The following is a 23,484-nucleotide window of genomic DNA, read 5'->3' on the forward strand; positions in this document are numbered from 1 at the left end:
TAGTTAATATATTGGCTTTAAATACTAATAGCTTTACATATCAAATCATACCCAATAATGGGTAGGATGCTATAATAATTAAATAGGGAGAGGTTTTATGTGTTCTCAACAAAACATAAAACAGATGGTGTCAACAATCTTAACTAATCCAAATAGAGTAAAACTCAGTTGGAAGTACTTAAAGATAAGAAATTTTTCTGATTACACAGCTGTTAATTTGGTTTCAAGTGCCGTATAACGAATTGATGAGAACTCTGACACTACCATATCGGCCTTTGTATAATCTTGGTCTTCGCTATGTAAACTGTCATATCCTATGCAATAAATACCAGCAGCTTTTGCAGCAGCAATGCCATTGGTTGAATCTTCTATCACAAAACAGTCTTTTGGATTGTGACCTGAAAGTTCAGCGGCTTTTATAAAAATTTCTGGATGAGGCTTGGATCGTTTTAAATCGGCTCCCGAAATCTTCGCAACAAAATACTGGTCTAAATCAAAACGTTCAAAAATACGATTGATATTAGGCATCGAAGCCGAAGAGGCAAGAACCAAAGCCATACCATGACTATGATAGTCTTTAATTAAATCTAAAACGCCATCTAATAAGTGTAAAGACGTATCGGTATCAAACAACTGTTTGAAATGATGACGCTTAATGTCGACTAAAGTTTGCGGACCTAAAGGCAACTTAAATTGACGAATGAGTTGTTTACAAATCTCTAAAGTTGACTGACCCGTAAATGAGGCGTATAGGTCGTCGGAGACATCGATATTAATATCGGCAAACATTTGGTAGTAGGCTTTATGATGTAATGGTTCAGAATCGACAATGACTCCGTCCATATCAAATAAGGCGGCTTTAAACATGTTGAATTAATTAGCATCACGAATATATGTATTTAATACTTGAGAGTCAATACTTTCTGCTCATAAATCCATGAACTCTAGTTGATTGGTCGTTAAGTTCGACGAACTGGTCAAAACTTGTTGTTTTTATAGCAATGAAAAGTGATTAACCATTAGTCATTTTGAAATCTAAAAATAAATCCGCACCTTTATATCATGATTGTATAAGCCCAAACTTCGCGATACATCACAATAACACGTGATTTTCAAAACGAACCATTAGCATTTCGCTTATGGTTATACCTATATTTTATAATAACAATCATGTCAAAATCAAATAGATCAATTTCAACTTTTTTTTACTACCTCAAACAGGCTGTTTCAGGTAAAGAGCAAGAGTTCACCAAAGGAAGCATTCGGAAGGCCGTTTTTATGCTGTCAATACCAATGATCTTAGAAATGCTCATGGAATCCATTTTCGCTGTTGTCGATATCTTCTATGTATCGCAAGTGAGTGTGAATGCAGTGGCTACTATCGGACTTACAGAATCTGTCGTCACATTAGTGTATGCTGTAGCCATAGGACTAAGCATGGCAGCTACTGCAATTGTAGCGCGTCGCGTTGGTGAAAAAGATCATAAAGGCGCCTCTCAGGCAGCAGTTCAGGTGATACTCTTAGGTATCATTGTATCCATATTTATCAGTGTAATTGGTATCCTGTTTCCAAAAGAAATTTTAGCACTCATGGGAGGTGAACCTGACCTCATTGCTGAAGGTTACGGATATACTCAAGTGCTTCTCGGCGGAAATGTAACCATCATGCTCCTGTTTTTAATCAATGCCATTTTTCGCGGTGCTGGTGATGCATCTATAGCGATGTGGACACTTATCGTCTCTAACGGACTCAATATAATCCTAGATCCGATGTTTATTTTTGGTTTCGGACCAATTCCTGCCTATGGCGTAGAAGGTGCAGCTATTGCCACAACCATTGGAAGAGGCTCGGCTGTTGTCTTTCAACTTATAGTATTGTTCTATGGCTGGAGTAAAATTAAAGTTGGTTTTAAAGATATCGTCCTCAGAATTGGTGTTATGCTCAATCTGATTAAAGTCTCTTTAGGAGGTATTGGGCAATTCTTGATTGGTACCTCGTCATGGGTGATTTTAATGCGTATTATGAGCGAATTTGGAAGTGAAGTCCTTGCTGGATATACCATTGCCATTCGTGTGATGATGTTTACTTTTATGCCAGCGTGGGGAATGAGCAATGCCGCGGCAACATTAGTGGGTCAAAACCTAGGCGCTAAACAGCCAAAACGTGCCGAGCAATCTGTATGGAAAACCGGAAAATACTGTGCTTATTTTATGGGCTTAGTCTCCATTGTATATCTTGTTTTTGCACCCGAAATTATTTCTTGGTTTACACAAGAACCCAATGTAGTCGATAACGGAAGCCTGTGTTTGCGAGTCATTGCAGCTGGGTATGTGTTTTATGCTTATGGTATGGTGGTCATTAATTCCTTTAATGGCGCAGGAGATACCATAACCCCAACCGTTATCAATTTTATTTGTTTTTGGCTGTTCCAATTGCCGTTTGCATATCTTATGGCAATTAGTTTTGATTTTGGACCTATAGGCGTCTTCTTAGCTATAGTTCTTGCTGAAGTATTAATCTCTATTATCGCTATTATTTGGTTTAGAAAAGGCCACTGGAAATTAAAACAAGTCTGATTAGCATTTTAACAGATATTTATTGCGGTTTGGAGTAAGAAATTTACGTTAAAAGTATTTATTCGCTGTTTGCCGATTAATTTGTTGATAATGTTGGATTTACCCTATTTTTGAGTATCCCTATCCATTGATTAATAGCACAAAAATTAGTACCAAATTTACGTGAATAATGATTTCCCTTGCAATAAAGGAATGATTATTTATGTCTTAACCTATAAAAAATATTAACGATGAAAGGAGCACGTCTAATATTATTCGCTTTAGCATTTCTGTTCTACGGAAATGTAACTATTAATGCGCAATCAGGGATTTTTGAAAGCTATGCCATTCTAGATAGCGGTTCAGGGAATACTTATTACGATTTACAGGCCACTACTGGAAATCCAGATTTTCAAGGTGCCAACTTGGGAAACTTTACCTGTAATGGATCATTAATTTTAAATGGTGCTCAAAATAGAGTATATAAATGTGGTACAGAAAACATCCTAGATGGTGTGTTGTACTATCGCATTTACTTAACAGCGAATGTTCCTCCAGCATTTACATCAAGCGTAAATTTGCCATTTTTAAGTAATGATGGTGCTACTGCTATTTGTAATCCTACAGCAGGAATTAATCAGACATGGGAACAAGCAGGCGCTAACATTAATGTAGTTTCTGGATTAGCTCCAGGAGCTTATTATATTGAAATATACACAACAGCTGATTATGAACTTACTTTAGGTGGAGGCGTATCTGGGACTCATTTTGCTAATAATGGTGGCGCAAATTATCGAGCAACTTTTAATGTTGTGGATAATACAGCACCAGTTCCAGATGTAGCGAACCTATCAGATATCACAGCAGAATGTGAGGTTACTAGTTTAACAGCACCAAGCGCAACAGATAACTGTGGCGGAACAGTAACGGTTAGCCATGATGCAACCCTTCCAATTTCAGGAGAAGGTACAACCACAACAGTTACATGGACCTATGATGATGGTAATGGCAATACATCAACACAAACACAGGATGTAATTATTGATGATGTTACAGCACCAGTTCCAGATGTAGCGAACCTATCAGATATCACAGCAGAGTGTGAGGTTACTAGTTTAACAGCGCCAACTGCAACGGATAACTGTGGAGGCACAGTCACGGTTAGCCATGATGCAACGCTTCCAATTTCAGGAGAAGGTACAACCACAACAGTTACATGGACCTATGATGATGGTAATGGAAATACATCAACACAAACACAGGATGTGATCATTGATGATGTTACAGCACCAGTTCCAGATGTAGCGAACCTATCAGATATCACAGCAGAATGTGAGGTTACTAGTTTAACAGCACCAAGTGCAACGGATAATTGTGGTGGTACAGTCACGGTTAGCCATGATGCAACGCTTCCAATTTCAGGAGAAGGTACAACCACAACAGTCACATGGACTTATGATGATGGTAATGGAAATACATCAACACAGACACAGGATGTAATTATCGATGATGTTACAGCACCAGTTCCAGATGTCGCAAACCTATCAGATATCACAGCAGAGTGTGAGGTAACAAGTTTAACAGCTCCAAGTGCAACCGATAATTGTGGCGGAACAGTCACGGTTAGCCATGATGCAACGCTTCCAATTTCAGGAGAAGGTACAACCACAACAGTTACATGGACTTATGATGATGGTAATGGAAATACATCAACACAGACACAGGATGTGATCATTGATGATGTTACAGCACCAGTTCCAGATGTCGCAAACCTATCAGATATCACAGCAGAGTGTGAGGTAACAAGTTTAACAGCTCCAACTGCAACCGATAATTGTGGCGGAACAGTCACGGTTAGCCATGATGCAACCCTTCCAATTTCAGGAGAAGGTACAACCACAACAGTTACATGGACCTATGATGATGGTAATGGCAACACATCAACACAAACACAGGATGTGATCATTGATGATGTTACAGCACCAGTTCCAGATGTCGCAAACCTATCAGATATCACAGCAGAGTGTGAGGTGACAAGTTTAACAGCTCCAACTGCAACCGATAATTGTGGCGGAACAGTCACGGTTAGCCATGATGCAACGCTTCCAATTTCAGGAGAAGGTACAACCACAACAGTTACATGGACTTATGATGATGGTAATGGCAACACATCAACACAAACACAGGATGTGATCATTGATGATGTTACAGCACCAGTTCCAGATGTCGCAAACCTATCAGATATCACAGCAGAGTGTGAGGTTACTAGTTTAACAGCTCCAAGTGCAACGGATAATTGTGGCGGAACAGTCACGGTTAGCCATGATGCAACGCTTCCAATTTCAGGAGAAGGTACAACCACAACAGTTACATGGACCTATGATGATGGTAATGGAAATACATCCACACAAACACAGGATGTGATCATTGATGATGTTACAGCACCAGTTCCAGATGTCGCAAACCTATCAGATATCACAGCAGAGTGTGAGGTAACAAGTTTAACAGCTCCAAGTGCAACCGATAATTGTGGTGGTACAGTCACGGTTAGCCATGATGCAACGCTTCCAATTTCAGGAGAAGGTACAACCACAACAGTTACATGGACTTATGATGATGGTAATGGCAATACATCAACACAGACACAGGATGTGATCATTGATGATGTTACAGCACCAGTTCCAGATGTCGCAAACCTATCAGATATCACAGCAGAGTGTGAGGTAACAAGTTTAACAGCTCCAAGTGCAACCGATAATTGTGGCGGAACAGTCACGGTTAGCCATGATGCAACGCTTCCAATTTCAGGAGAAGGTACAACCACAACAGTTACATGGACTTATGATGATGGTAATGGAAATACATCAACACAGACACAGGATGTGATCATTGATGATGTTACAGCACCAGTTCCAGATGTCGCAAACTTATCAGATATCACAGCAGAGTGTGAGGTGACAAGTTTAACAGCTCCAACTGCAACCGATAATTGTGGCGGAACAGTCACGGTTAGCCATGATGCAACGCTTCCAATTTCAGGAGAAGGTACAACCACAACAGTTACATGGACTTATGATGATGGTAATGGCAACACATCAACACAGACACAGGATGTGATCATTGATGATGTTACAGCACCAGTTCCAGATGTGGCAAACCTATCAGATATCACAGCAGAGTGTGAGGTGACTAGTTTAACAGCTCCAACTGCAACGGATAATTGTGGCGGAACAGTCACGGTTAGCCATGATGCAACCCTTCCAATTTCAGGAGAAGGTACAACCACAACAGTTACATGGACTTATGATGATGGTAATGGCAACACATCAACACAGACACAGGATGTGATCATTGATGATGTTACAGCACCAGTTCCAGATGTAGCGAACCTATCAGATATCACAGCAGAGTGTGAGGTAACAAGTTTAACAGCTCCAAGTGCAACCGATAATTGTGGCGGAACAGTCACGGTTAGCCATGATGCAACCCTTCCAATTTCAGGAGAAGGTACAACCACAACAGTTACATGGACTTATGATGATGGTAATGGCAACACATCAACACAGACACAGGATGTGATCATTGATGATGTTACAGCACCAGTTCCAGATGTGGCAAACTTATCAGATATCACAGCAGAGTGTGAGGTGACTAGTTTAACAGCACCAAGTGCAACAGATAATTGTGGCGGAACAGTAACGGTTAGCCATGATGCAACGCTTCCAATTTCAGGAGAAGGTACAACCACAACAGTGACATGGACTTATGATGATGGTAATGGCAACACATCAACACAGACACAGGATGTGATCATTGATGATGTTACAGCACCAGTTCCAGATGTGGCAAACTTATCAGATATCACAGCAGAGTGTGAGGTGACAAGTTTAACAGCTCCAACTGCAACGGATAACTGTGGCGGAACAGTAACGGTTAGCCATGATGCAACCCTTCCAATTTCAGGAGAAGGTACAACCACAACAGTTACATGGACCTATGATGATGGTAATGGAAATACATCCACACAAACACAGGATGTGATCATTGATGATGTTACAGCACCAGTTCCAGATGTCGCAAACCTATCAGATATCACAGCAGAGTGTGAGGTTACTAGTTTAACAGCACCAAGTGCAACGGATAATTGTGGTGGTACAGTCACGGTTAGCCATGATGCAACCCTTCCAATTTCAGGAGAAGGTACAACCACAACAGTTACATGGACTTATGATGATGGTAATGGAAATACATCAACACAAACACAGGATGTGATCATTGATGATGTTACAGCACCAGTTCCAGATGTAGCGAACCTATCAGATATCACAGCAGAATGTGAGGTTACTAGTTTAACAGCACCAAGTGCAACGGATAATTGTGGTGGTACAGTCACGGTTAGCCATGATGCAACGCTTCCAATTTCAGGAGAAGGTACAACCACAACAGTCACATGGACTTATGATGATGGTAATGGAAATACATCAACACAGACACAGGATGTAATTATCGATGATGTTACAGCACCAGTTCCAGATGTGGCAAACCTATCAGATATTACAGCAGAATGTGAGGTAACCAGTTTAACAGCACCAAGCGCAACAGATAACTGTGGCGGAACAGTAACGGTTAGCCATGATGCAACCCTTCCAATTTCAGGAGAAGGTACAACCACAACAGTTACATGGACCTATGATGATGGTAATGGCAACACATCAACACAGACACAGGATGTGATCATTGATGATGTTACAGCACCAGTTCCAGATGTAGCGAACCTGCCAAATATCACAGCAGAATGTGAGGTTACTAGTTTAACAGCACCAACTGCAACGGATAACTGTGGAGGAACAGTTACAGTGACTAATAATGCAACCCTTCCAATTTCAGGAGAAGGTACAACGACAACAGTCACATGGACTTATGATGATGGTAATGGCAACACATCAACACAGACACAGGATGTAATTATCGATGATGTTACTGACCCAATTGCAGTTTGTCAAAATTTAACAGTTCAGTTGGATGGGTCGGGTAATGCAAATATTAATGCTATTGATATTGACAACGGTTCAAGTGATAATTGTGGAATTCAATCTATTTCAATTAATCCAAGTAGTTTTACGTGTGCAGATGTTGGACCAAATACAGTAACCCTAACAGTTACGGATATTAATGGAAATACAGCGACATGCACATCAACAGTTACTGTTGAAGATAATATTGATCCTATTGCTAATAATACGGTTTGTGGTTCAATTGGGCCATTAGTAATAGATGCAGTATCAGGAGAAGTTACAGTTACACCAGCTCAAATTAGTGCAGCTTATGCAGGTTCAGATGCCTGTGGTATTGATACTTTAGTGTTAGCACAAACGACGTTTGGTTGTGATGATATTGGTACAAATACGGTTCAATTAACAATAACCGATGTCAATGGAAATACAAATACATGTAGTATTACCGTAGTTATAGAGGCACCAACAATTGCTGCAGGAATTGTCGAAGGTTATATTGATGTGGTGAATCCAGAACCTGCTGATGACCTTATTGAGGTTACGTTTTGTCCTTATGATTTAACGACAGACCCTCCAACACCAGCGGTTCAAGGTGCAATTTTTGATTTAACAATAGATCCAAGTTTGATCCCTAATATTTTAAGATGGGAAATTGCAACCTATAATGCCACAACGGCATTTTGGGATTGGGTTGATGACGGTATTAATGCAGGAAACCCAACACAACATAGTATTGCGAATGTTACTGAAACTACTTTAGTAAGAGCGGTTATTCAGTCTGGAAATTGTATCGCTTATTCAGCAGTAGCGATGTTGCAAATTATTCCACCTGATGAACCTCCAACTATTGTAGGCGTAAGCAGTAATAATGGATGTTTTCCTCCAGAATATACAATTGAAGCTGAAAGCTTTTTTGAATATAGTGAACAATTTGGTGATACTGGACTCTTTAATTCTGCTCAACCAGAAGGTTGGATTGTAGACGGGGTTGCAAATGATATACCTGCTTCTGGTAATAATACAGCTCAAGGTACGTGGAAAGAGGTGGCTCAAACAAAAGAATTAGCAGGCATTAGACATTACCCACAAGAAGGCTCAAAATTTGCTGCTGTTTATGGCGCTGTTGATTCTGTATTAGAAACACCAGTATTTAGTACCATAGGGATGGATGCTGCTGATGCTAGATTTGAGTTTTATCAAGCCTATTACTTATGTGCTGGAGCAAGTTTAGCTATAGAATTATCTCTAGATGGTGGTGTAACTTATACCGAACTATTATTTTCTGATAGTGGACAAAGTGATACAGGTATGACGATAGTCAGACCTAGTGGAAATCCAAATAATTGTAACAGTTATGACCCAGAACAAGATGGGTATGAATTTATATCTGTTGATTTAACACCATACTTAGATGAAGGAACATTAAGAGTTCGATTTTCATTTTTTGGTGTTGCTGGAGGCCAATGCTCAGATACATTTATAGATCAAAGTGGAACCCAGCCTTGTGGAAGTATTACTCGTAATGTAAGAAGTTCATGGGCTTTAGATGGGATACGCGTTCCTTATGCTCCAATTGATGAAGAATTAGAATGGACTGATGAGAATGGAAATGTCGTTGCTACTGGATCTACTGTAAGTGTGATTCCTGTAACGCCAGGTACTCAAATTTATGGTGTGACTTCTCTTGTAAATGGATGTCGATTAAATACAGATGACGGAACAGAGTTTGTGACGATTGATGCTAGCCTTGCCTATGCAGGTATAGATTTTTCACCAACCTCTGCTGAGTGTGGTCAGTCTACTATAGATTTAAGAGCTTATGACAATACTATAACAGCTAATGAGAATTTAGCGTTTTGGAATAATGTAATGCCAGACCAGCCAGGAAACCCTGGAACACCTCTGTTTACAGCTCCACCAGTTGATGATAATGGTACCCCAGGCAATACTGCAGATGATACATATCCTACAAACTATCCAGGTACTGGAATGACAGGGACTTGGTCTTATGCAATAGTATCTCAAAGTTGTTCTACATTTACACCTACGTTTTCAGGTGATGGTGATCCAAGAGCATCGTTTACTGCTCCTCCAGGGGTTTATGACCTCACTTGGACATTGCAAAATAACTGTTCAGATACTGTAAGAATTACAATCAATAATTGTTCCGATATAAATTTCGATGGAGCTGATGATTTTGTAACCTTAAAAGATAATTATGCATTAAATTCTGCATTTAGTATTGAGAATTGGGTAAAACCAATAACTACAACAGGAAATCATACTATTTTTTCTAAGAAAAATGCATCAGATAACTCAAGCGGTTATGCCTTGTATATTGAAAATGGTATCGTAAAATATAGTTGGTATAGTTCTGGAGGCAATGGTACCATTGCGTCTCAATATGCTATTGACACCTCTCGTTGGTATCATGTTGCTGTAACTTTTGATGGTACTGCATATGTCTTATATATTGATGGTGTTAATGTAGGTACTGTTACAGGAAGCATTAGTGCGCCTCAAGCTACAACAGTTAATGTTGAGGCATTAATTGGAGCGCTTGATAATGATAATGGATCTAATAATAATGTATCTAACTTGTATCATGGTTGGATTGATGAATTGCGTATTTGGAATACGGCTTTAACCGAAGCTCAAGTACGCCAAATGATGAATCAAGAAATTGAAGATAATACAGCTGTGCGAGGTGTAGTTGTGCCTTTAGATATTCCTGGATTGGCATGGACAGCTTTAGACGGTTATTATCGTATGGATGTGAACTGTGGATATTTAACCGCTTATAAAGGAGTAAGAGGTCGATTACGAAATATAAATACTTCGCAACAAGAAACAGCACCATTACCATATACATCTCGTGTAGATGGTCAAGATTGGGCTACAGATAATACATGGACTAACTTTAATGTTTGGGATGCGCCTAATAGTATAGGTGTAGATGGAGCAACACCAATTGATTGGAATATTGTACAAACCTCACATGATATCAATTCAGGAGATAAAGACATTACAGTTCTTGGTCTTATTTCTGATACTCCAAATAAAACATTGGATATTAAAGATCCAGCAACGGCTCAAGATGAAACTAATGATGGTCAGTCCTTGCGTGTCACCCATTATTTGAAACTGGATGGTGATATTGATTTATTTGGTGAATCACAATTACTACAAGATGAAGGCAGTATCTTGGATGTGACTAGTGCAGGAAAGTTAGAACGCGACCAACAAGGAACTACAAATCTTTATAACTATAACTATTGGAGTTCTCCAGTTGGACCAGTGAATGCAACATCTAATAATAATGATTACAGTATTAATGGTATTATGCGAGATGGAAGTAATTCTGCAACACCTTTAGCATTTCAATGGACAGGTGCGCATGATGCAAATGGAAGCACAACTCCTATAACATTGAGTAGTTATTGGTTGTTTGCTTATGAAAATTATCCTGAAGATGTCTATGCAGCTTGGAGAGATATTAATCAAACCGATGCTATTGCTAGTGGATTAAGTTATACCATGAAAGGTAGTGGTGTAGGTGATCCTGTAACCGATGTTCAAAATTATGTATTTGTTGGAAAACCTAACAATGGAACTATAACAACACCAATTACAATTGGTAATCAAGCTCTAATAGGTAATCCATATGCTTCTGCAATAGATGCCGACCAGTTTATTAGAGATAATTTACCTGGCGCACAAGGAAACCCAGGATCCACACAAAGTACCGATGGTACCTTATATTTCTGGGAGCATTATACTTCTAATTTCACACATATATTGGAAGACTATGAAGGCGGTTATGCAACCTTTAATTTATCTGGAGGAAATCCAGCGGTGTCGCCACCACTAGTTAGTGGAAATGGTACGCCTACAAAGTTACCTGGTCAATATATACCAGTGTCACAAGGATTCTTTGTAACAGCAAGTAGTACTGGAGGAAGTATTCAGTTTAAAAATAGTCAGCGCGTTTTCCAAAGAGAAACAGTAGCGAGTTCACAATTTTTTAGAACGAGTAATCCTAACATGTATTCAGCTCAGGAAGATCCAAATTCAGAAATGCTACGCGTACGAATAGATTTTAGTACTGATGCTGTTGTTCGTCCGTTGTTATTGGCCTTTACGCCTAATGGAGAAGCTACTGATGGTTTTGACTATGGTTATGATGCCGAAGATACAGATTCTGAGTTTCCTAATGATATGTTCTGGAGAATAGACGATGGAAATTATACAACGCAAGGTGTTGGAGTTTTTGATATGGATAAGCAGTATCCATTGTCATTATTTGTTGATGGTACAAGCAACGTGTCAATTTCATTAAAAGCCATAGAGAATTTTGAAGAGCCAATCAATGTTTATATTCATGATGCTCTTTTAGATACGTATTTTGAAATTAATTCAGAAGCTTTTGAAATTGCTTTAGATGCAGATGTATATTTAGACCGTTTTTATGTTACATTTTCTTCTGAAGATGCATTGTCAACAACAGATGAGGAATTTAGTAATACCATCATTAACTATTTAAACTCAACTCAGGAGATTTATGTGAGAATGCCTAATATTTCAGATGTTGAACGAATCCAGCTTATTAACTTACTTGGTCAAGAGATTCAAGACTGGGATAATACACAAGACTTTGAGCTTGAAGGAGCAATTAGGATTCCTGTAAAATCTATTTCAGAAGGTACATATATTATTAAAGTAAGTACTCAAAATGCAACACATAGTGTTAAGGTTATCATGAAAGAATAAAATTTTAACCTATATAAAATTGATCCACACGATGCATTTCATCGAAAAAATATGCATTTTGTGGATTTTTTTAATTTTTAGTTTTACATTAGCGCTTAACTAAATAATAGTTTCATTTAAGCCCTAACGTAATGAAATCCTTAACCTACATCTGTTTTGTCATACTACTATGTATGTCTACTAATGACGTACATGCTTTTACCAATACAAATTCATCAAGTACAAATACTCAAGTTCAACGTGTTAGAATTGATATCACAACAGCTATGGGATATACAAGGCACTTGTTATTAGGTTTTACACCAGACAACGCTGCTACCGATGGTTTTGACTATGGTTATGATGCTTTAAATCCTGATACTTATGCCAATGATTCGAGCTGGATGGTTGGTGATCAACGATGTGTAATACAGGGTGTTGGCGCTTTCGATACTAATAAAACATATCCTTTAGGATTGTTTTTATCAGATGCTGGAGATATTGAATTTTCTTTATTAGGTTTAGAACATTTTGAACAGGATATTACAGTGTATATATACGATGCTTTAAATAGCTCAGTAACTCCAATTTCAGAAGTTAACCACATTGTAAGTATGTCTGAAGGGAATTATACTAATCGTTTCTACGTTGCATTTACCGATAATATTAGTGCGATGGTTTTTGCAAATAGTCAATTGTCTGTTGCCGATTCAAAAATTAATACCCCAGAAATTAGTTACATCAGTTCTAAGAAGGAGCTTCAGATTAGAACTTCACAACCTATAGATATTCAAGATATTCGTTTGTATAGTATTTTAGGACAAAAAGTGAAGCAATGGAGTAATGTTGCATCTAATTTATCTGGAGGTTACAACTTGTCTCTGTCTAATATATCTAAAGGGACATACTTAGTGAGTGTTAAGACCAAAACGGGTAATTTCACTAAGCGCCTCATTATTTCTGAATAACTAACATTTTCGTAGAAATTTGATACCGTTCTTTTTTGTAATTTTAGTGTTACAAATAAGTACATATGTCAAATAAAAAATTAGGAATTAATACCATTTGCACTCATGTAGGTGAGATTAAGGATGAACAGTTTAAAGGAGCTATTTCTCCAATATATCTATCAACATCTTATGAGTTTGATAATGTTGATATCAAGCGATATCCAAGATATTTTAATACACCAAATCAAGAATATTTATCAAAAAAAATTGCAGCTCTTGAGCAGGCTGAAGCCGCTATGATTTTTGGAAGCGGAATGGCGGCCATTAGTCATATGTTTTTAGCTTTTTTACAAAAAGGTGATCATATTGTGGTACAAAATACCTTGTATGGAGGTACAAGTAATTTTATTAGAGAAGAATTTCATAAATATGGCATTGAGTATACGTTCACGGATGGTTATGCCGTTTCAGATTTTGAAGCTGCTATTCAGTCTAATACCAAGGTGATTCATATTGAGACTCCATCTAATCCTTTATTGACGATTACAGATATTCAAGGCGTAGCGAATCTTGCCTCTTCTAAAGGAATTATCTCTACGATAGACAATACGTTTGCAAGTCCTATAAATCAAAATCCGCTAGATTTCGGAATTGATGTAGTTATGCATTCTGCAACAAAATATTTAGGCGGCCATAGTGATATTTTGGCAGGAGCTGTTGCCAGTTCTCAAGAGCACATAGATCGTATTTGGAACGTCTCTAAAAATTTAGGAGGAAGTCTTAGTGATATGACCGTTTGGATGCTAGAACGTAGTATGAAGACATTAGCATTACGTGTTAAGGCGCAAACAAAAAATGCTCGAAAGCTTGCCAAATTTTTAAATAAACATGATGATGTTGCTAAAGTTTACTATCCAGGTTTGAAAGATCATCCAGAGCATAAGTTAGCTAAAACACAAATGCATGATTTTGGAGCCATGTTATCTTTTGAATTGGTTGATGGAATAGATGCCATGGCATTTCAAAAGCAATTATATCTTATTAAATCATCAATGAGCTTAGCTGGTGTTGAAAGTACCATGCTTTTACCTTCAGAAACCTCACATGCTTTATTAACACAAGCGCAGCGAGATGCCGTTGGAATAAGTAATCAACTTATACGTTTTTCGGTAGGTATTGAAAATATCAAAGATTTAAAGCGAGATATAGAACAAGCACTCAGTGCAACTAAAATCAAATCATTTGCATAAGCACAATAAACATGAAAAAGGCTACGACTTTGATGCCTTGATGACAAACTCTCCTGAATTAGCAGATTTTGTGTTTGAGAATACCTATGGAAATGATACTATCGATTTTGCCAATCCTGAAGCAGTTAAAACCTTAAATAAAGCCTTACTAAAACTATATTACGATGTTAAGTATTGGGAGTTTCCAAATCAACATTTATGTCCGCCAATTCCAGGAAGAGTAGCATATATCCATTTGTTAAATGAGTTGTTGTATAGCACAAAATTGCAACAAGATATTACGATTTTAGATATAGGAACAGGTGCAACTTGTATTTATCCGCTATTAGGTCATGCCGAATATGGCTGGCGATTTATTGCTTCGGAAATTGATAAACAAGCAATAAAGTCATCTCAACATATAATAGATAAGAATAAACTGAATGCAGTCATTGAATTGCGTTATCAAAAAGATTCACAACATATTTTGACTGGAGTTTTAGCCCCTTCAGAACGTGTCACAGCAACGATGTGTAATCCGCCTTTTTATAAAAATGAAGCAGAAGCTGCTGCACATACGCAACGTAAGTTGAAAGGTTTAGGGAAGGAGACTACTAAGTTGGTTAGAAATTTTAGTGGAACAGCTAAAGAACTTTGGTATAAAGGAGGTGAAAAGGCATTTTTGCACAATTATTTATATCAAAGCTCACTTTTGAAAACCAATAGCTTTTGGTATACAAGTTTAGTGTCAAAAAAAGAGCAAGTGAAGCCAATGCAAAAATCACTTAAAAAACTTGGAGCTACGAAGATTAAGGTTTTAAGTTTAAATACAGGACACAAAATAAGTAGGGTTGTAGCTTGGACTTTTTTAACTGACAAGCAACAACAAAAATGGTAATATAAAATGAGGTTGACAATGGGAAATTATTTGCCTTTTAGTTTGTCAACCTCATTTTTCCTCAAAATTATACGTGATCATTTAAATGATGATGCTCATCAATTAATGGTCCGCCTTCAATAATTTGTTGAGATGCCTGACTTGCAAATTTTTCAAAGTTGAGATGGAATGAATGAGCCAGCTGAATCGATTTACTAACATAAGCTCCTTTTTGCAGCCAAGTATTGATAGGGTCTAATAATTCAGTAGGTACCCCATCACATTCTTTAGGCATAAATAAGCCAAATATAGGATGCTGATCAAATTCCACCTTGTTGAGTTTACCTTTCAGGATAGCGGTAATCATTGCTCTGGTATATTTCAGTTTAATACGAGAGCCTACACCATAAGGGCCGCCACTCCAGCCTGTGTTTAAAAGCCATACATTTACTCCAGCATCTTGCATTTTTTTGCTTAACATTTCGGCATATACTGTAGGATGTAATGGCATAAAGGGTTCACCAAAACATGCAGAAAACGAAGGTACTGGCTCTGTAATTCCAGCCTCTGTCCCTGCAACTTTTGCTGTATAACCAGATATAAAATGGTAAGCTGCTTGACCTGGAGTTAATTTTGATACAGGAGGTAATACACCAAAAGCATCACACGTTAGGAAAAATATATTCGTGGGATTTACAGCATAAGATGGTTCTTGAATGTTGTCAATATGATAAATGGGATAGCTTACACGTGTGTTTTGCGTAATACTACTATCAAAATAATCGATATCTCCATCATCTGTAAAAATGACATTTTCAAGAATAGCACCTGGTCTAATTGCTCTATAAATATCGGGTTCTTTCTCTTCGGTAAGATCAATAACTTTTGCATAGCAACCCCCTTCAAAATTAAAGATAGAATTTTCAGCTGTCCAGCCGTGTTCATCATCTCCAATAAGTTTTCGGTTAGGATCAGCAGATAAGGTTGTTTTTCCTGTGCCAGATAATCCAAAGAAAATTGCAGTATCTCCTTCTTTGCCTACATTTGCTGAACAATGCATTGGTAGTACATCTTTTTCAACTGGTAATATAAAGTTGAGGGCAGAGAATATGCCTTTTTTCATTTCTCCAGTATAAGCCGAACCACCTACAAGTGCTATTTTTTTTGTAAAATTTAGAATCGAAAAATTTCCTTGACGTAAGCCGCAAGATTTTGGGTCTTTGGCTTCATAACCTGGAGCACAAAGTACCAACCAATCTTCTTTGAAGTATTTTAATTCCTCAACATTTGGTCTTAAAAACATATTATAGATAAACATATTAGACCATGGATATTCTGTAACTGTTCTTACATTCATTTTATATTCAGGATCTGCACAAACATAACCATCTCTAACATAGATTTCTTTGCCACTGAGGTATTGTTCTATTTCAGATTGTAAATAATCAAAATGTTCTGGAGAAATTGGTTTATTAGTTTTTCCCCACCATACTTTATCTTTAGTATACTCATCTTTTACTAAAAAGCGATCTTGAGGAGAACGACCAGTAAACTTACCAGTGTTAATAGCTAAAGTGCCGTTGTTTGTTTCTTTACCCATGCCTTTTTCAACAGTAATACGTTGAAGTTCTTCTGGAGAAAGATTCCAATGAGCAGTTACATTTTTGAGGTTGTAAATGCCCAAATCAGAATTTTTTGGAGTTATTGTTTGATGTGTCATAATATTTATAATTTAAAAGGTTAACGATAAATCACATAGATTTAAAATTTATCTCTATTATAAATTTATGAGTTACTGTCTCTAATTCATATGACAAATATCATAGAAACAATAGCCCATTCACTTTTGCAGAATTATTGGTATTTACCTTTATTTATTGCATAAAATTTTTGCGAAAACGAGTGAGATGTATTGACTTATAAGTACTAGCTTTGTTTTTTAAATGAATATTGACTTATCTTAGATGACAATTTGATAGTTGAATCAGTTTTTTTGATAAAAGCAATCAGATTGTAATTCTGAAAACAAAAAAGAGATGAAATTAGATATACTTGCATTTGGTGCGCATCCAGATGATGTTGAATTAGGTTGTGGAGCAACTGTAGCCAAAGAAGTGGCTAAAGGTCGTAAAGTGGGCATCGTAGATCTTACTCGAGGCGAACTAGGAACTAGAGGTACAGCTGAAATTAGAGATCAGGAAGCTAGTGATGCTGCAAAAATATTGGGTGTTACCGTACGTGAAAATCTTGCATTTGCTGATGGTTTTTTTGAGAATAATAAATCGCATCAGTTGGAGATTATTAAACTCATACGTAAATATCAACCAGAAATTGTGTTATGTAATGCCATTGACGATAGACATATTGATCATGGAAAAGGGAGTCAATTGGTGAGTGATGCATGTTTTTTGAGTGGACTCATAAAAATTGAAACAGAATTAGATGGAGGCGCTCAAAAGCAATGGCGTCCTAAATATGTATATCACTACATTCAATGGAAACATATTGAACCTGAGGTTGTAGTTGATGTTACTGGTTATATCCAAACAAAAACAGATGCTGTTTTGGCGTATAAAACTCAGTTTTATGATCCTAATAGTAAAGAGCCACAAACACCTATATCAAGTAAAAACTTTATTGACAGTATTAATTATAGGGCTAGAGACTTAGGTCGTTTAATAGGTACAGAATATGCAGAAGGTTTTACAGTAGAACGATATCCTGCTGTAGATAGCTTGTTTGATTTGAAGTGATAATTTTTTAAAAAAAAGTCTTTGTAGTAACTGCGAAATAATTTACATTTGCAGTCCAATTTAAATGGTGGTTGTAGCTCAGCTGGTTAGAGCGTCGGTTTGTGGTACCGAAAGTCGCCGGTTCGAACCCGGTCTTCCACCCAAAAATAAGCTTCTCAGAAATGGGAAGCTTTTTTAGTTTTAAATTATTGTTGGGTTAGAGGTTTATGCAGAACGGAGTCGAAGTAAACTCGGTCTTATACCCAAAACAAAAGCCTTCAATTAACGTTGAGGACTTTTTTTGCATATGAGATTTAATAAAAAAGCGCTATTTATGAAGAATAGCGCTTTTTTGCGTTAGCGATAGTAGCGGCATCCTTTTTGTTTTCAAAAAGATACAGCGAAGAGCGCGACCCTTTAGGGTAACGTCCAAAGTATTGTGCTAGGGCTTTGTTTCTGCTTTGTCTACAACTGGACGTTTGTCACGATTTGCAACTTCCCAAGCGGTATAAAATACCAAGCGTGCTCGATTTTCTAATAAATCGTATTCTATTTTATCTGGAGTATCTGATGGTTTGTGATAGTCATCATGCGTTCCGTTAAAATAAAAAATAATTGGAATGTTATTCTTAGCAAAGTTGTAGTGGTCACTTCTATTATAATAGCGATTTGGATCACTTTCTGCATTATAGGTATAATCTAAATCGATGTTCATATACTTTGAATTCATTTCTTCTGAGAGGTTATGTAATTCAGTACTTAAACGGTCGCTTCCAATAAGATAAACATAGTTTCTATCTCCTTCACGTTTAGGATCTACACGACCAATCATGTCGATGTTTAAATTAGTTACTGTATTTTTTAAGGGGATAATTGGGTCATTATCGGTATAGTGTCTTGAGCCTAGTAGGCCTTTTTCTTCACCAGTAACATGTAAAAATAAAATAGAACGTTTTGGACCATGACCATCTTTGACAGCTGTTTTGAACGCTTCGGCAATTTCTAATAAGGCTACAGTACCTGATCCATCATCATCTGCACCGTTATTTATTTGTCCGTCATCAGTTTTACCAATATGATCTAGATGTGAAGAAATCACTAAATATTCGTCAGGTTTTTCTGTGCCTTTAATATGCGCAACGACATTTTCTGACTCTAAGTTTTCTGCTATTTTTTGTACTGATATTTCAATTTTTGCATCTACTGTTTTTGGAGTATCATTAGTATCGATATCACTAACAAGTGATTTTGCTAAAGACTCGTTTACTAAAAAATAAAGCATGTTTGGCTCATTGCTAATTAGAGACATGCGTCCTGGACTATTAGATTTTTTAAGTCGCGAATAATAATTGTTGTAAAAATCATAAGCCGCATTATCCATAATGAAAATGCCTTTAGCACCAAGATCTTGAGCAGCAACTTTTTTTGAAGATCGCGCTGCCCGTCCTTTACTCCATTTTGTATCTAATGTATCTCCTGTAGTTACATAAGTTCCGTCTTCATTTTTAGGTTCACCAGCTTTTACCAGAACAATCTTATCTTTAACATCTATATCTTTATAATCTGAGTAGTTAGACGCGTGGATACCGTATCCAGCATAAACGATTTGATCTACAGCATAATTTTTAGTATCTACACTCCCTACAGATAAGAAATCATCAAACATTTTGACCTCATTACCATTTAGTGTCATTTGCACATCGGGTACTTGTTGGCGTTCTAATGGTACTTCTTGGAAATAGTCATTTTCAGAAATGGGAGAAGCGATTCCCATTTGTTGGTATTGCTCTTTTAAGTAGTTAACTGCTTTGTCTTGCCCAGGTTCTCCTGTTTCACGACCTTCAAATTCGTCAGATGCATAAGTATAAAGCATTTCTTTTAATTCATTGGCAGTAATTGTAGTGCCATATGTTGTAGGATCAATCGATGTTTCAGGAGATTTTGCACAGCTCCCTAACACAAGAGTAATAGCTATTAGCTTTAAAGGAGTATTCATGGTTTTAGTGTTATAAAATTTTGCTGCACGATATTACAAAAAATCTAACTATCAACTGTTAGTTTAGGTAAGTCTTAAGCAAAATTTAACGTCTTAGAGGGCCTCTTTATCTACAACGATGCGATTTTCAGAATTGGCAAGATACCATGCTGTTGCAAAAATTAGCTTGGTACGTTTTTCTAAAAGAGGATAATTAATTTTATCTGGCGTATCTGTTGGTTCATGATAGTCTTCGTGTTCTCCATTAAAATAGAAAATAACTGGAACGCCTTTTTGAGCAAAATTATAATGATCTGATCTATAGTAATATCTATTCGGATCACTATCACTATTAAGTCTATAATCTAAATTAAGATTTGCAAACTGATTGTTAGCTTCCTCAGATATATAATGTAATTCAGTACTTAGACGATCGGCACCAATGATATATACATAATTTTCATCGTCAATGTGTGATTCGTCTACACGACCAATCATATCGATATTGAGATTGGCCACAGTATTAGTCATTGAGAATACAGGATATTGCGTGTAATATCGAGAGCCATTAAGCCCAACTTCTTCTCCTGTAAAATGTATAAACACAACACTTCGTTTGGGTCTGTTACCTTGTTCGGCAGCTTTATTAAAGGCTTGAGCCATTTCTAAAACAGCTGCTGTGCCTGAACCATTATCATCTGCACCGTTATAAATTTCGGTGTCTGTATACCCTTCATGGTCTGAATGTGCAGAGATGATAATAACTTCATCAGGATAGACACTCCCTTTCACATAGGCAATAACATTTTGTGAATCTTTTATGCCATCTGAAAAATAGGACTCAGGGATGTGTTGGTAATATTTTGATCCTAGTGGAGATTTTATTTCTTGGTTAATGTAATAATCCTTTAAAAATTTGGAGGCTTTATGATGTCCTATTTCTCCTGCTTTTCTTCCTTTGAAATCATCTGAAGAAAACGTATATACATGATCTTTAAGTTCTTCGGCTGTTATAGTATTGAGATATTTTTCAATGGTTTGCGTATCTTCGTATGCGATACTCTCTTTTAATTGCTCAATTTTTTCGGTATGTCTTGGTGTTGAACAGGAGCCAACTAAAGTAAGGGATAACGCAATAAGCTGAACTTTCATTCTCGGATTAAATAAGTGTCTGATTTTGATTCAAATAAAACAAAAAAAAAGGTAATACCGAAACGTATTACCTGATTTAATTTTTTACTCATCAATTTCTAAATCGTTGAGTTCATTTAATGAATCCTCTTCTATTTGTTGTTCTTTTTGTTGAAGTTCTTCTGTGTTTCCAACTTCAGCTTTGTCAAATACCGCTTTATAGGTTGTAAGAGCTAATGCAATAATGGTCATTAAAAATATAAGTTGGATTGATTTTTTAGAAGTTTGATTGCCTTTGGAAACATACAATGCTATGATACCAAATATTAATGCAGCAATGGCTGGTATATAAGCAATCTTTGACAGTGGCGTAACCGCTAAAATTAAAGCAAGAATTGAAGTGATAAATCCAAAAATAACGAATAATTTTTTCATAATAATTTAGTGTTTTAAGCCTGTTGCAGATTTGAGTTTTAATTCACCACTACCCACAGCAATTTTAAATTTCGCGTATACCGGAACTTTATTGGCGTCTGCTGTAAGCCAAATTACATTAGCATTATTACCTTTAAGAACATTGCTATTGTATATTTTGATTGCAAGTTTGTAGCATTCTTTACTACCTAAAGCGGTAGTTAAGGTCTCTTTACTTAAGTATTTTACGTTAATCACAGATTCGTTATTGTCGAATATAACTTTAAAATTCTGGCTATCACCAATATTAGCTTTATGAATGTCTAAATTTCTAATATGATATAAAGTGGTTACTAAGTCTCGAGTAGAAGCGCCAATTTTTACAGATTTTTTTTCTTCCCAAACAGTTCCGTCACTTCTCGTTTTACGTTTTGTGCTTGATACATTTCTACTTTTATGATTGAATTTATATTTCATAAATTTCTTATATCCACCTTCATCAATATCTCTATTATACAAATAAGGAGTCAAAGTTTTCGGATTTACATAACTTTCATATAAATCACGAATTTTAAAAAAACTATCCCATTTGCTATAAGTGGCTGCTGTACATTTTAATTTAAGTAAGGTAGACTTAGATGTTTTTACTTCGCTAGTCTCCATAGTCACTTGAGCTAATTCGTTAAGTAACCCAGACATATTATACGACGCACTAAAGGTTAATTTTTCTCCAGCTGCAATTGTGGTGTTTTGAGCGAAAGCAGCAATCGAAGTAAGTAAAACAAAAGCAAGAGTTAGTAATAATCTCATCATTTCTAGTTTGGTTTAATAACGTATCTATTAGCATTTATTGTGCCGAAAATACAATCCTTTAAGATATCTAGCTAATTTTTTATTATGGTTTTCTCATGATGATACCCCATATTTTAACTGATAAATGTCATGGTTTTTTTTATGAATGCATTGTAAATTAGTGTATAACCTTAATTCTTTTTAAAATGAAAAAGATATTGTTACCTACCGATTTTTCTGAAAATTCTATAAATGCTATTCATTATGCTTTAGCTTATTTTCAGTATGAGCCTTGCGAATTTTTTGTATTGAATGTTCAAAAAGTGGCGTCATTTGTGACAGATGATTTGATGCTAACACCGCCTTCGGAGACCATATTTAACTCGTTAATTAGTTCTGCTAAAGAGCGTTTAGCTAGTTTAATTAAAGACTTAGAAGCAACTCATGGAAACTCATTACACCAGTTTAATGCCAAGGTTGATTTTGACAATTTTATTGATGCGATACATCAAATTATTGAGAAAGAAGGCATCGATTTGATTGTTATGGGAACTCGTGGTGATTCTAAATTTGATAAGCGAATTTTTGGATCTAATACCATACGTGTTATTCAGCGTTGTAGTTGTCCTGTGTTGGCAATACCACAACATTATGTGTATTCAAATATTAAGGATGTGGCTTTTCCATCTAATTATTATACTGAATATCGTATTGAAGACCTAATGCCATTAATCCATATGGCTGAAAAATATGATTATACTATGCATGTGATTCATGTTAAGGAAGCCGAACATCTTACCGAGTTTCAAGAAAATAATCGTGCGTTTTTAGATAGTTGCTTCGCAAACTTAAATCATTCGTTTGTTGAATTGGATGAGGGAAAATTATTTAAAACAATTAGTAGGTATATCGAAACTAATGCAATAGATATGTTAGCCATGATGAGTAGAAAACATTCTTTTTTAGAACGCTTGTTTACTAGACATCCTGTTGAAAGCTTTACTTTTGATTTAAAAGTGCCTTTATTGGTTATGGAAAATACTGGAGATTTTTATTTGAAGTAG

The 23,484-nt window shown here is 36.5% G+C and carries 13 protein-coding genes and 1 tRNA gene; 8 read left to right on the forward strand and 6 right to left on the reverse strand.

Features of this window, described 5'->3' with window-relative positions; genetic code table 11:
* Positions 1 to 201: 201 nt before the first annotated feature.
* The gene (locus tag ACTU6T_RS12655; protein WP_460218560.1) at positions 202 to 867 is read right to left on the reverse strand and encodes an HAD family hydrolase; all 666 of its coding nucleotides are present in this window, start codon (positions 865 to 867) and stop codon (positions 202 to 204) included.
* 303 nt (positions 868 to 1,170) lie between these two features.
* Here ACTU6T_RS12655 and ACTU6T_RS12660 point away from each other — a divergent pair, with 303 nt between their 5' ends.
* From ACTU6T_RS12660 to rlmF, 5 genes are all read left to right on the forward strand, one after another.
* The gene (locus tag ACTU6T_RS12660) at positions 1,171 to 2,577 is read left to right on the forward strand and encodes an MATE family efflux transporter (RefSeq protein WP_460218561.1); all 1,407 of its coding nucleotides are present in this window, start codon (positions 1,171 to 1,173) and stop codon (positions 2,575 to 2,577) included.
* 230 nt (positions 2,578 to 2,807) lie between these two features.
* Positions 2,808 to 12,341: a LamG-like jellyroll fold domain-containing protein gene (locus ACTU6T_RS12665; protein WP_460218562.1), complete on the forward strand. Its 9,534-nt coding sequence runs from the start codon at positions 2,808 to 2,810 to the stop codon at positions 12,339 to 12,341.
* 131 nt (positions 12,342 to 12,472) lie between these two features.
* Complete coding sequence (locus ACTU6T_RS12670) at positions 12,473 to 13,288, forward strand: T9SS type A sorting domain-containing protein (protein ID WP_460218563.1); 816 nt, start codon at positions 12,473 to 12,475, stop codon at positions 13,286 to 13,288.
* A gap of 65 nt (positions 13,289 to 13,353) precedes the next feature.
* Positions 13,354 to 14,520, forward strand: a complete 1,167-nt coding sequence (locus ACTU6T_RS12675; RefSeq protein WP_460218564.1) for a trans-sulfuration enzyme family protein — start codon at positions 13,354 to 13,356, stop codon at positions 14,518 to 14,520.
* A complete protein-coding gene (rlmF, locus tag ACTU6T_RS12680; RefSeq protein WP_460218565.1) occupies positions 14,513 to 15,397 on the forward strand; it encodes a 23S rRNA (adenine(1618)-N(6))-methyltransferase RlmF in 885 nt (294 codons plus the stop codon). The genes ACTU6T_RS12675 and rlmF overlap by 8 nt, the downstream gene beginning before the upstream one ends.
* 67 nt (positions 15,398 to 15,464) lie before the next feature.
* Here rlmF and pckA read toward each other — a convergent pair whose 3' ends face one another.
* Positions 15,465 to 17,096, reverse strand: a complete 1,632-nt coding sequence (gene pckA, locus ACTU6T_RS12685; RefSeq protein ID WP_460218566.1) for a phosphoenolpyruvate carboxykinase (ATP) — start codon at positions 17,094 to 17,096, stop codon at positions 15,465 to 15,467.
* Between the two features lie 316 nt (positions 17,097 to 17,412).
* Here pckA and bshB1 point away from each other — a divergent pair, with 316 nt between their 5' ends.
* A complete protein-coding gene (gene bshB1 / locus ACTU6T_RS12690) occupies positions 17,413 to 18,129 on the forward strand; it encodes a bacillithiol biosynthesis deacetylase BshB1 (protein WP_460218567.1) in 717 nt (238 codons plus the stop codon).
* Positions 18,130 to 18,195: 66 nt separating this feature from the next.
* Positions 18,196 to 18,271 (forward strand) — tRNA-His (locus ACTU6T_RS12695).
* A 279-nt stretch (positions 18,272 to 18,550) separates the two neighbouring features.
* On the opposite strand, the gene ACTU6T_RS12700 is transcribed toward ACTU6T_RS12695, so the two are convergent.
* The 4 genes from ACTU6T_RS12700 to ACTU6T_RS12715 all read right to left on the reverse strand — a co-directional run bounded on the left by ACTU6T_RS12700 (position 18,551) and on the right by ACTU6T_RS12715 (position 22,441).
* On the reverse strand, positions 18,551 to 20,104 hold the full coding sequence (locus tag ACTU6T_RS12700; protein ID WP_460218568.1) for a M28 family peptidase: 1,554 nt from the start codon (positions 20,102 to 20,104) through the stop codon (positions 18,551 to 18,553).
* A 93-nt stretch (positions 20,105 to 20,197) separates the two neighbouring features.
* Complete coding sequence (locus ACTU6T_RS12705) at positions 20,198 to 21,235, reverse strand: M28 family metallopeptidase (protein WP_460218569.1); 1,038 nt, start codon at positions 21,233 to 21,235, stop codon at positions 20,198 to 20,200.
* Positions 21,236 to 21,319: 84 nt separating this feature from the next.
* Positions 21,320 to 21,649 carry an FUSC family protein gene (locus ACTU6T_RS12710; protein WP_460218570.1) on the reverse strand — a complete coding sequence of 110 codons (330 nt, stop codon included), beginning with the start codon at positions 21,647 to 21,649 and terminating at the stop codon, positions 21,320 to 21,322.
* 6 nt (positions 21,650 to 21,655) lie between these two features.
* Complete coding sequence (locus ACTU6T_RS12715; protein WP_460218571.1) at positions 21,656 to 22,441, reverse strand: DUF3108 domain-containing protein; 786 nt, start codon at positions 22,439 to 22,441, stop codon at positions 21,656 to 21,658.
* Between the two features lie 185 nt (positions 22,442 to 22,626).
* On the opposite strand from ACTU6T_RS12715, the gene ACTU6T_RS12720 reads away from it, so the two are divergent.
* Complete coding sequence (locus ACTU6T_RS12720) at positions 22,627 to 23,484, forward strand: universal stress protein (RefSeq protein ID WP_460218572.1); 858 nt, start codon at positions 22,627 to 22,629, stop codon at positions 23,482 to 23,484.

Source organism: Psychroserpens citreus (genome assembly GCF_055686305.1).

Excerpts from the sequence above, each read along its gene's own strand:
- ACTU6T_RS12655 (WP_460218560.1), bottom strand. The coding sequence starts at position 867 with ATGTTTAAAGCCGCCTTATTTGATATGGACGGAGTCATTGTCGATTCT.
- ACTU6T_RS12660 (WP_460218561.1), top strand. The coding sequence starts at position 1,171 with ATGTCAAAATCAAATAGATCAATTTCAACTTTTTTTTACTACCTCAAA.
- ACTU6T_RS12665 (WP_460218562.1), top strand. The coding sequence starts at position 2,808 with ATGAAAGGAGCACGTCTAATATTATTCGCTTTAGCATTTCTGTTCTAC.
- ACTU6T_RS12670 (WP_460218563.1), top strand. The coding sequence starts at position 12,473 with ATGAAATCCTTAACCTACATCTGTTTTGTCATACTACTATGTATGTCT.
- ACTU6T_RS12675 (WP_460218564.1), top strand. The coding sequence starts at position 13,354 with ATGTCAAATAAAAAATTAGGAATTAATACCATTTGCACTCATGTAGGT.
- pckA (WP_460218566.1), bottom strand. The coding sequence starts at position 17,096 with ATGACACATCAAACAATAACTCCAAAAAATTCTGATTTGGGCATTTAC.
- bshB1 (WP_460218567.1), top strand. The coding sequence starts at position 17,413 with ATGAAATTAGATATACTTGCATTTGGTGCGCATCCAGATGATGTTGAA.
- ACTU6T_RS12700 (WP_460218568.1), bottom strand. The coding sequence starts at position 20,104 with ATGAATACTCCTTTAAAGCTAATAGCTATTACTCTTGTGTTAGGGAGC.
- ACTU6T_RS12705 (WP_460218569.1), bottom strand. The coding sequence starts at position 21,235 with ATGAAAGTTCAGCTTATTGCGTTATCCCTTACTTTAGTTGGCTCCTGT.
- ACTU6T_RS12710 (WP_460218570.1), bottom strand. The coding sequence starts at position 21,649 with ATGAAAAAATTATTCGTTATTTTTGGATTTATCACTTCAATTCTTGCT.
- ACTU6T_RS12715 (WP_460218571.1), bottom strand. The coding sequence starts at position 22,441 with ATGATGAGATTATTACTAACTCTTGCTTTTGTTTTACTTACTTCGATT.
- ACTU6T_RS12720 (WP_460218572.1), top strand. The coding sequence starts at position 22,627 with ATGAAAAAGATATTGTTACCTACCGATTTTTCTGAAAATTCTATAAAT.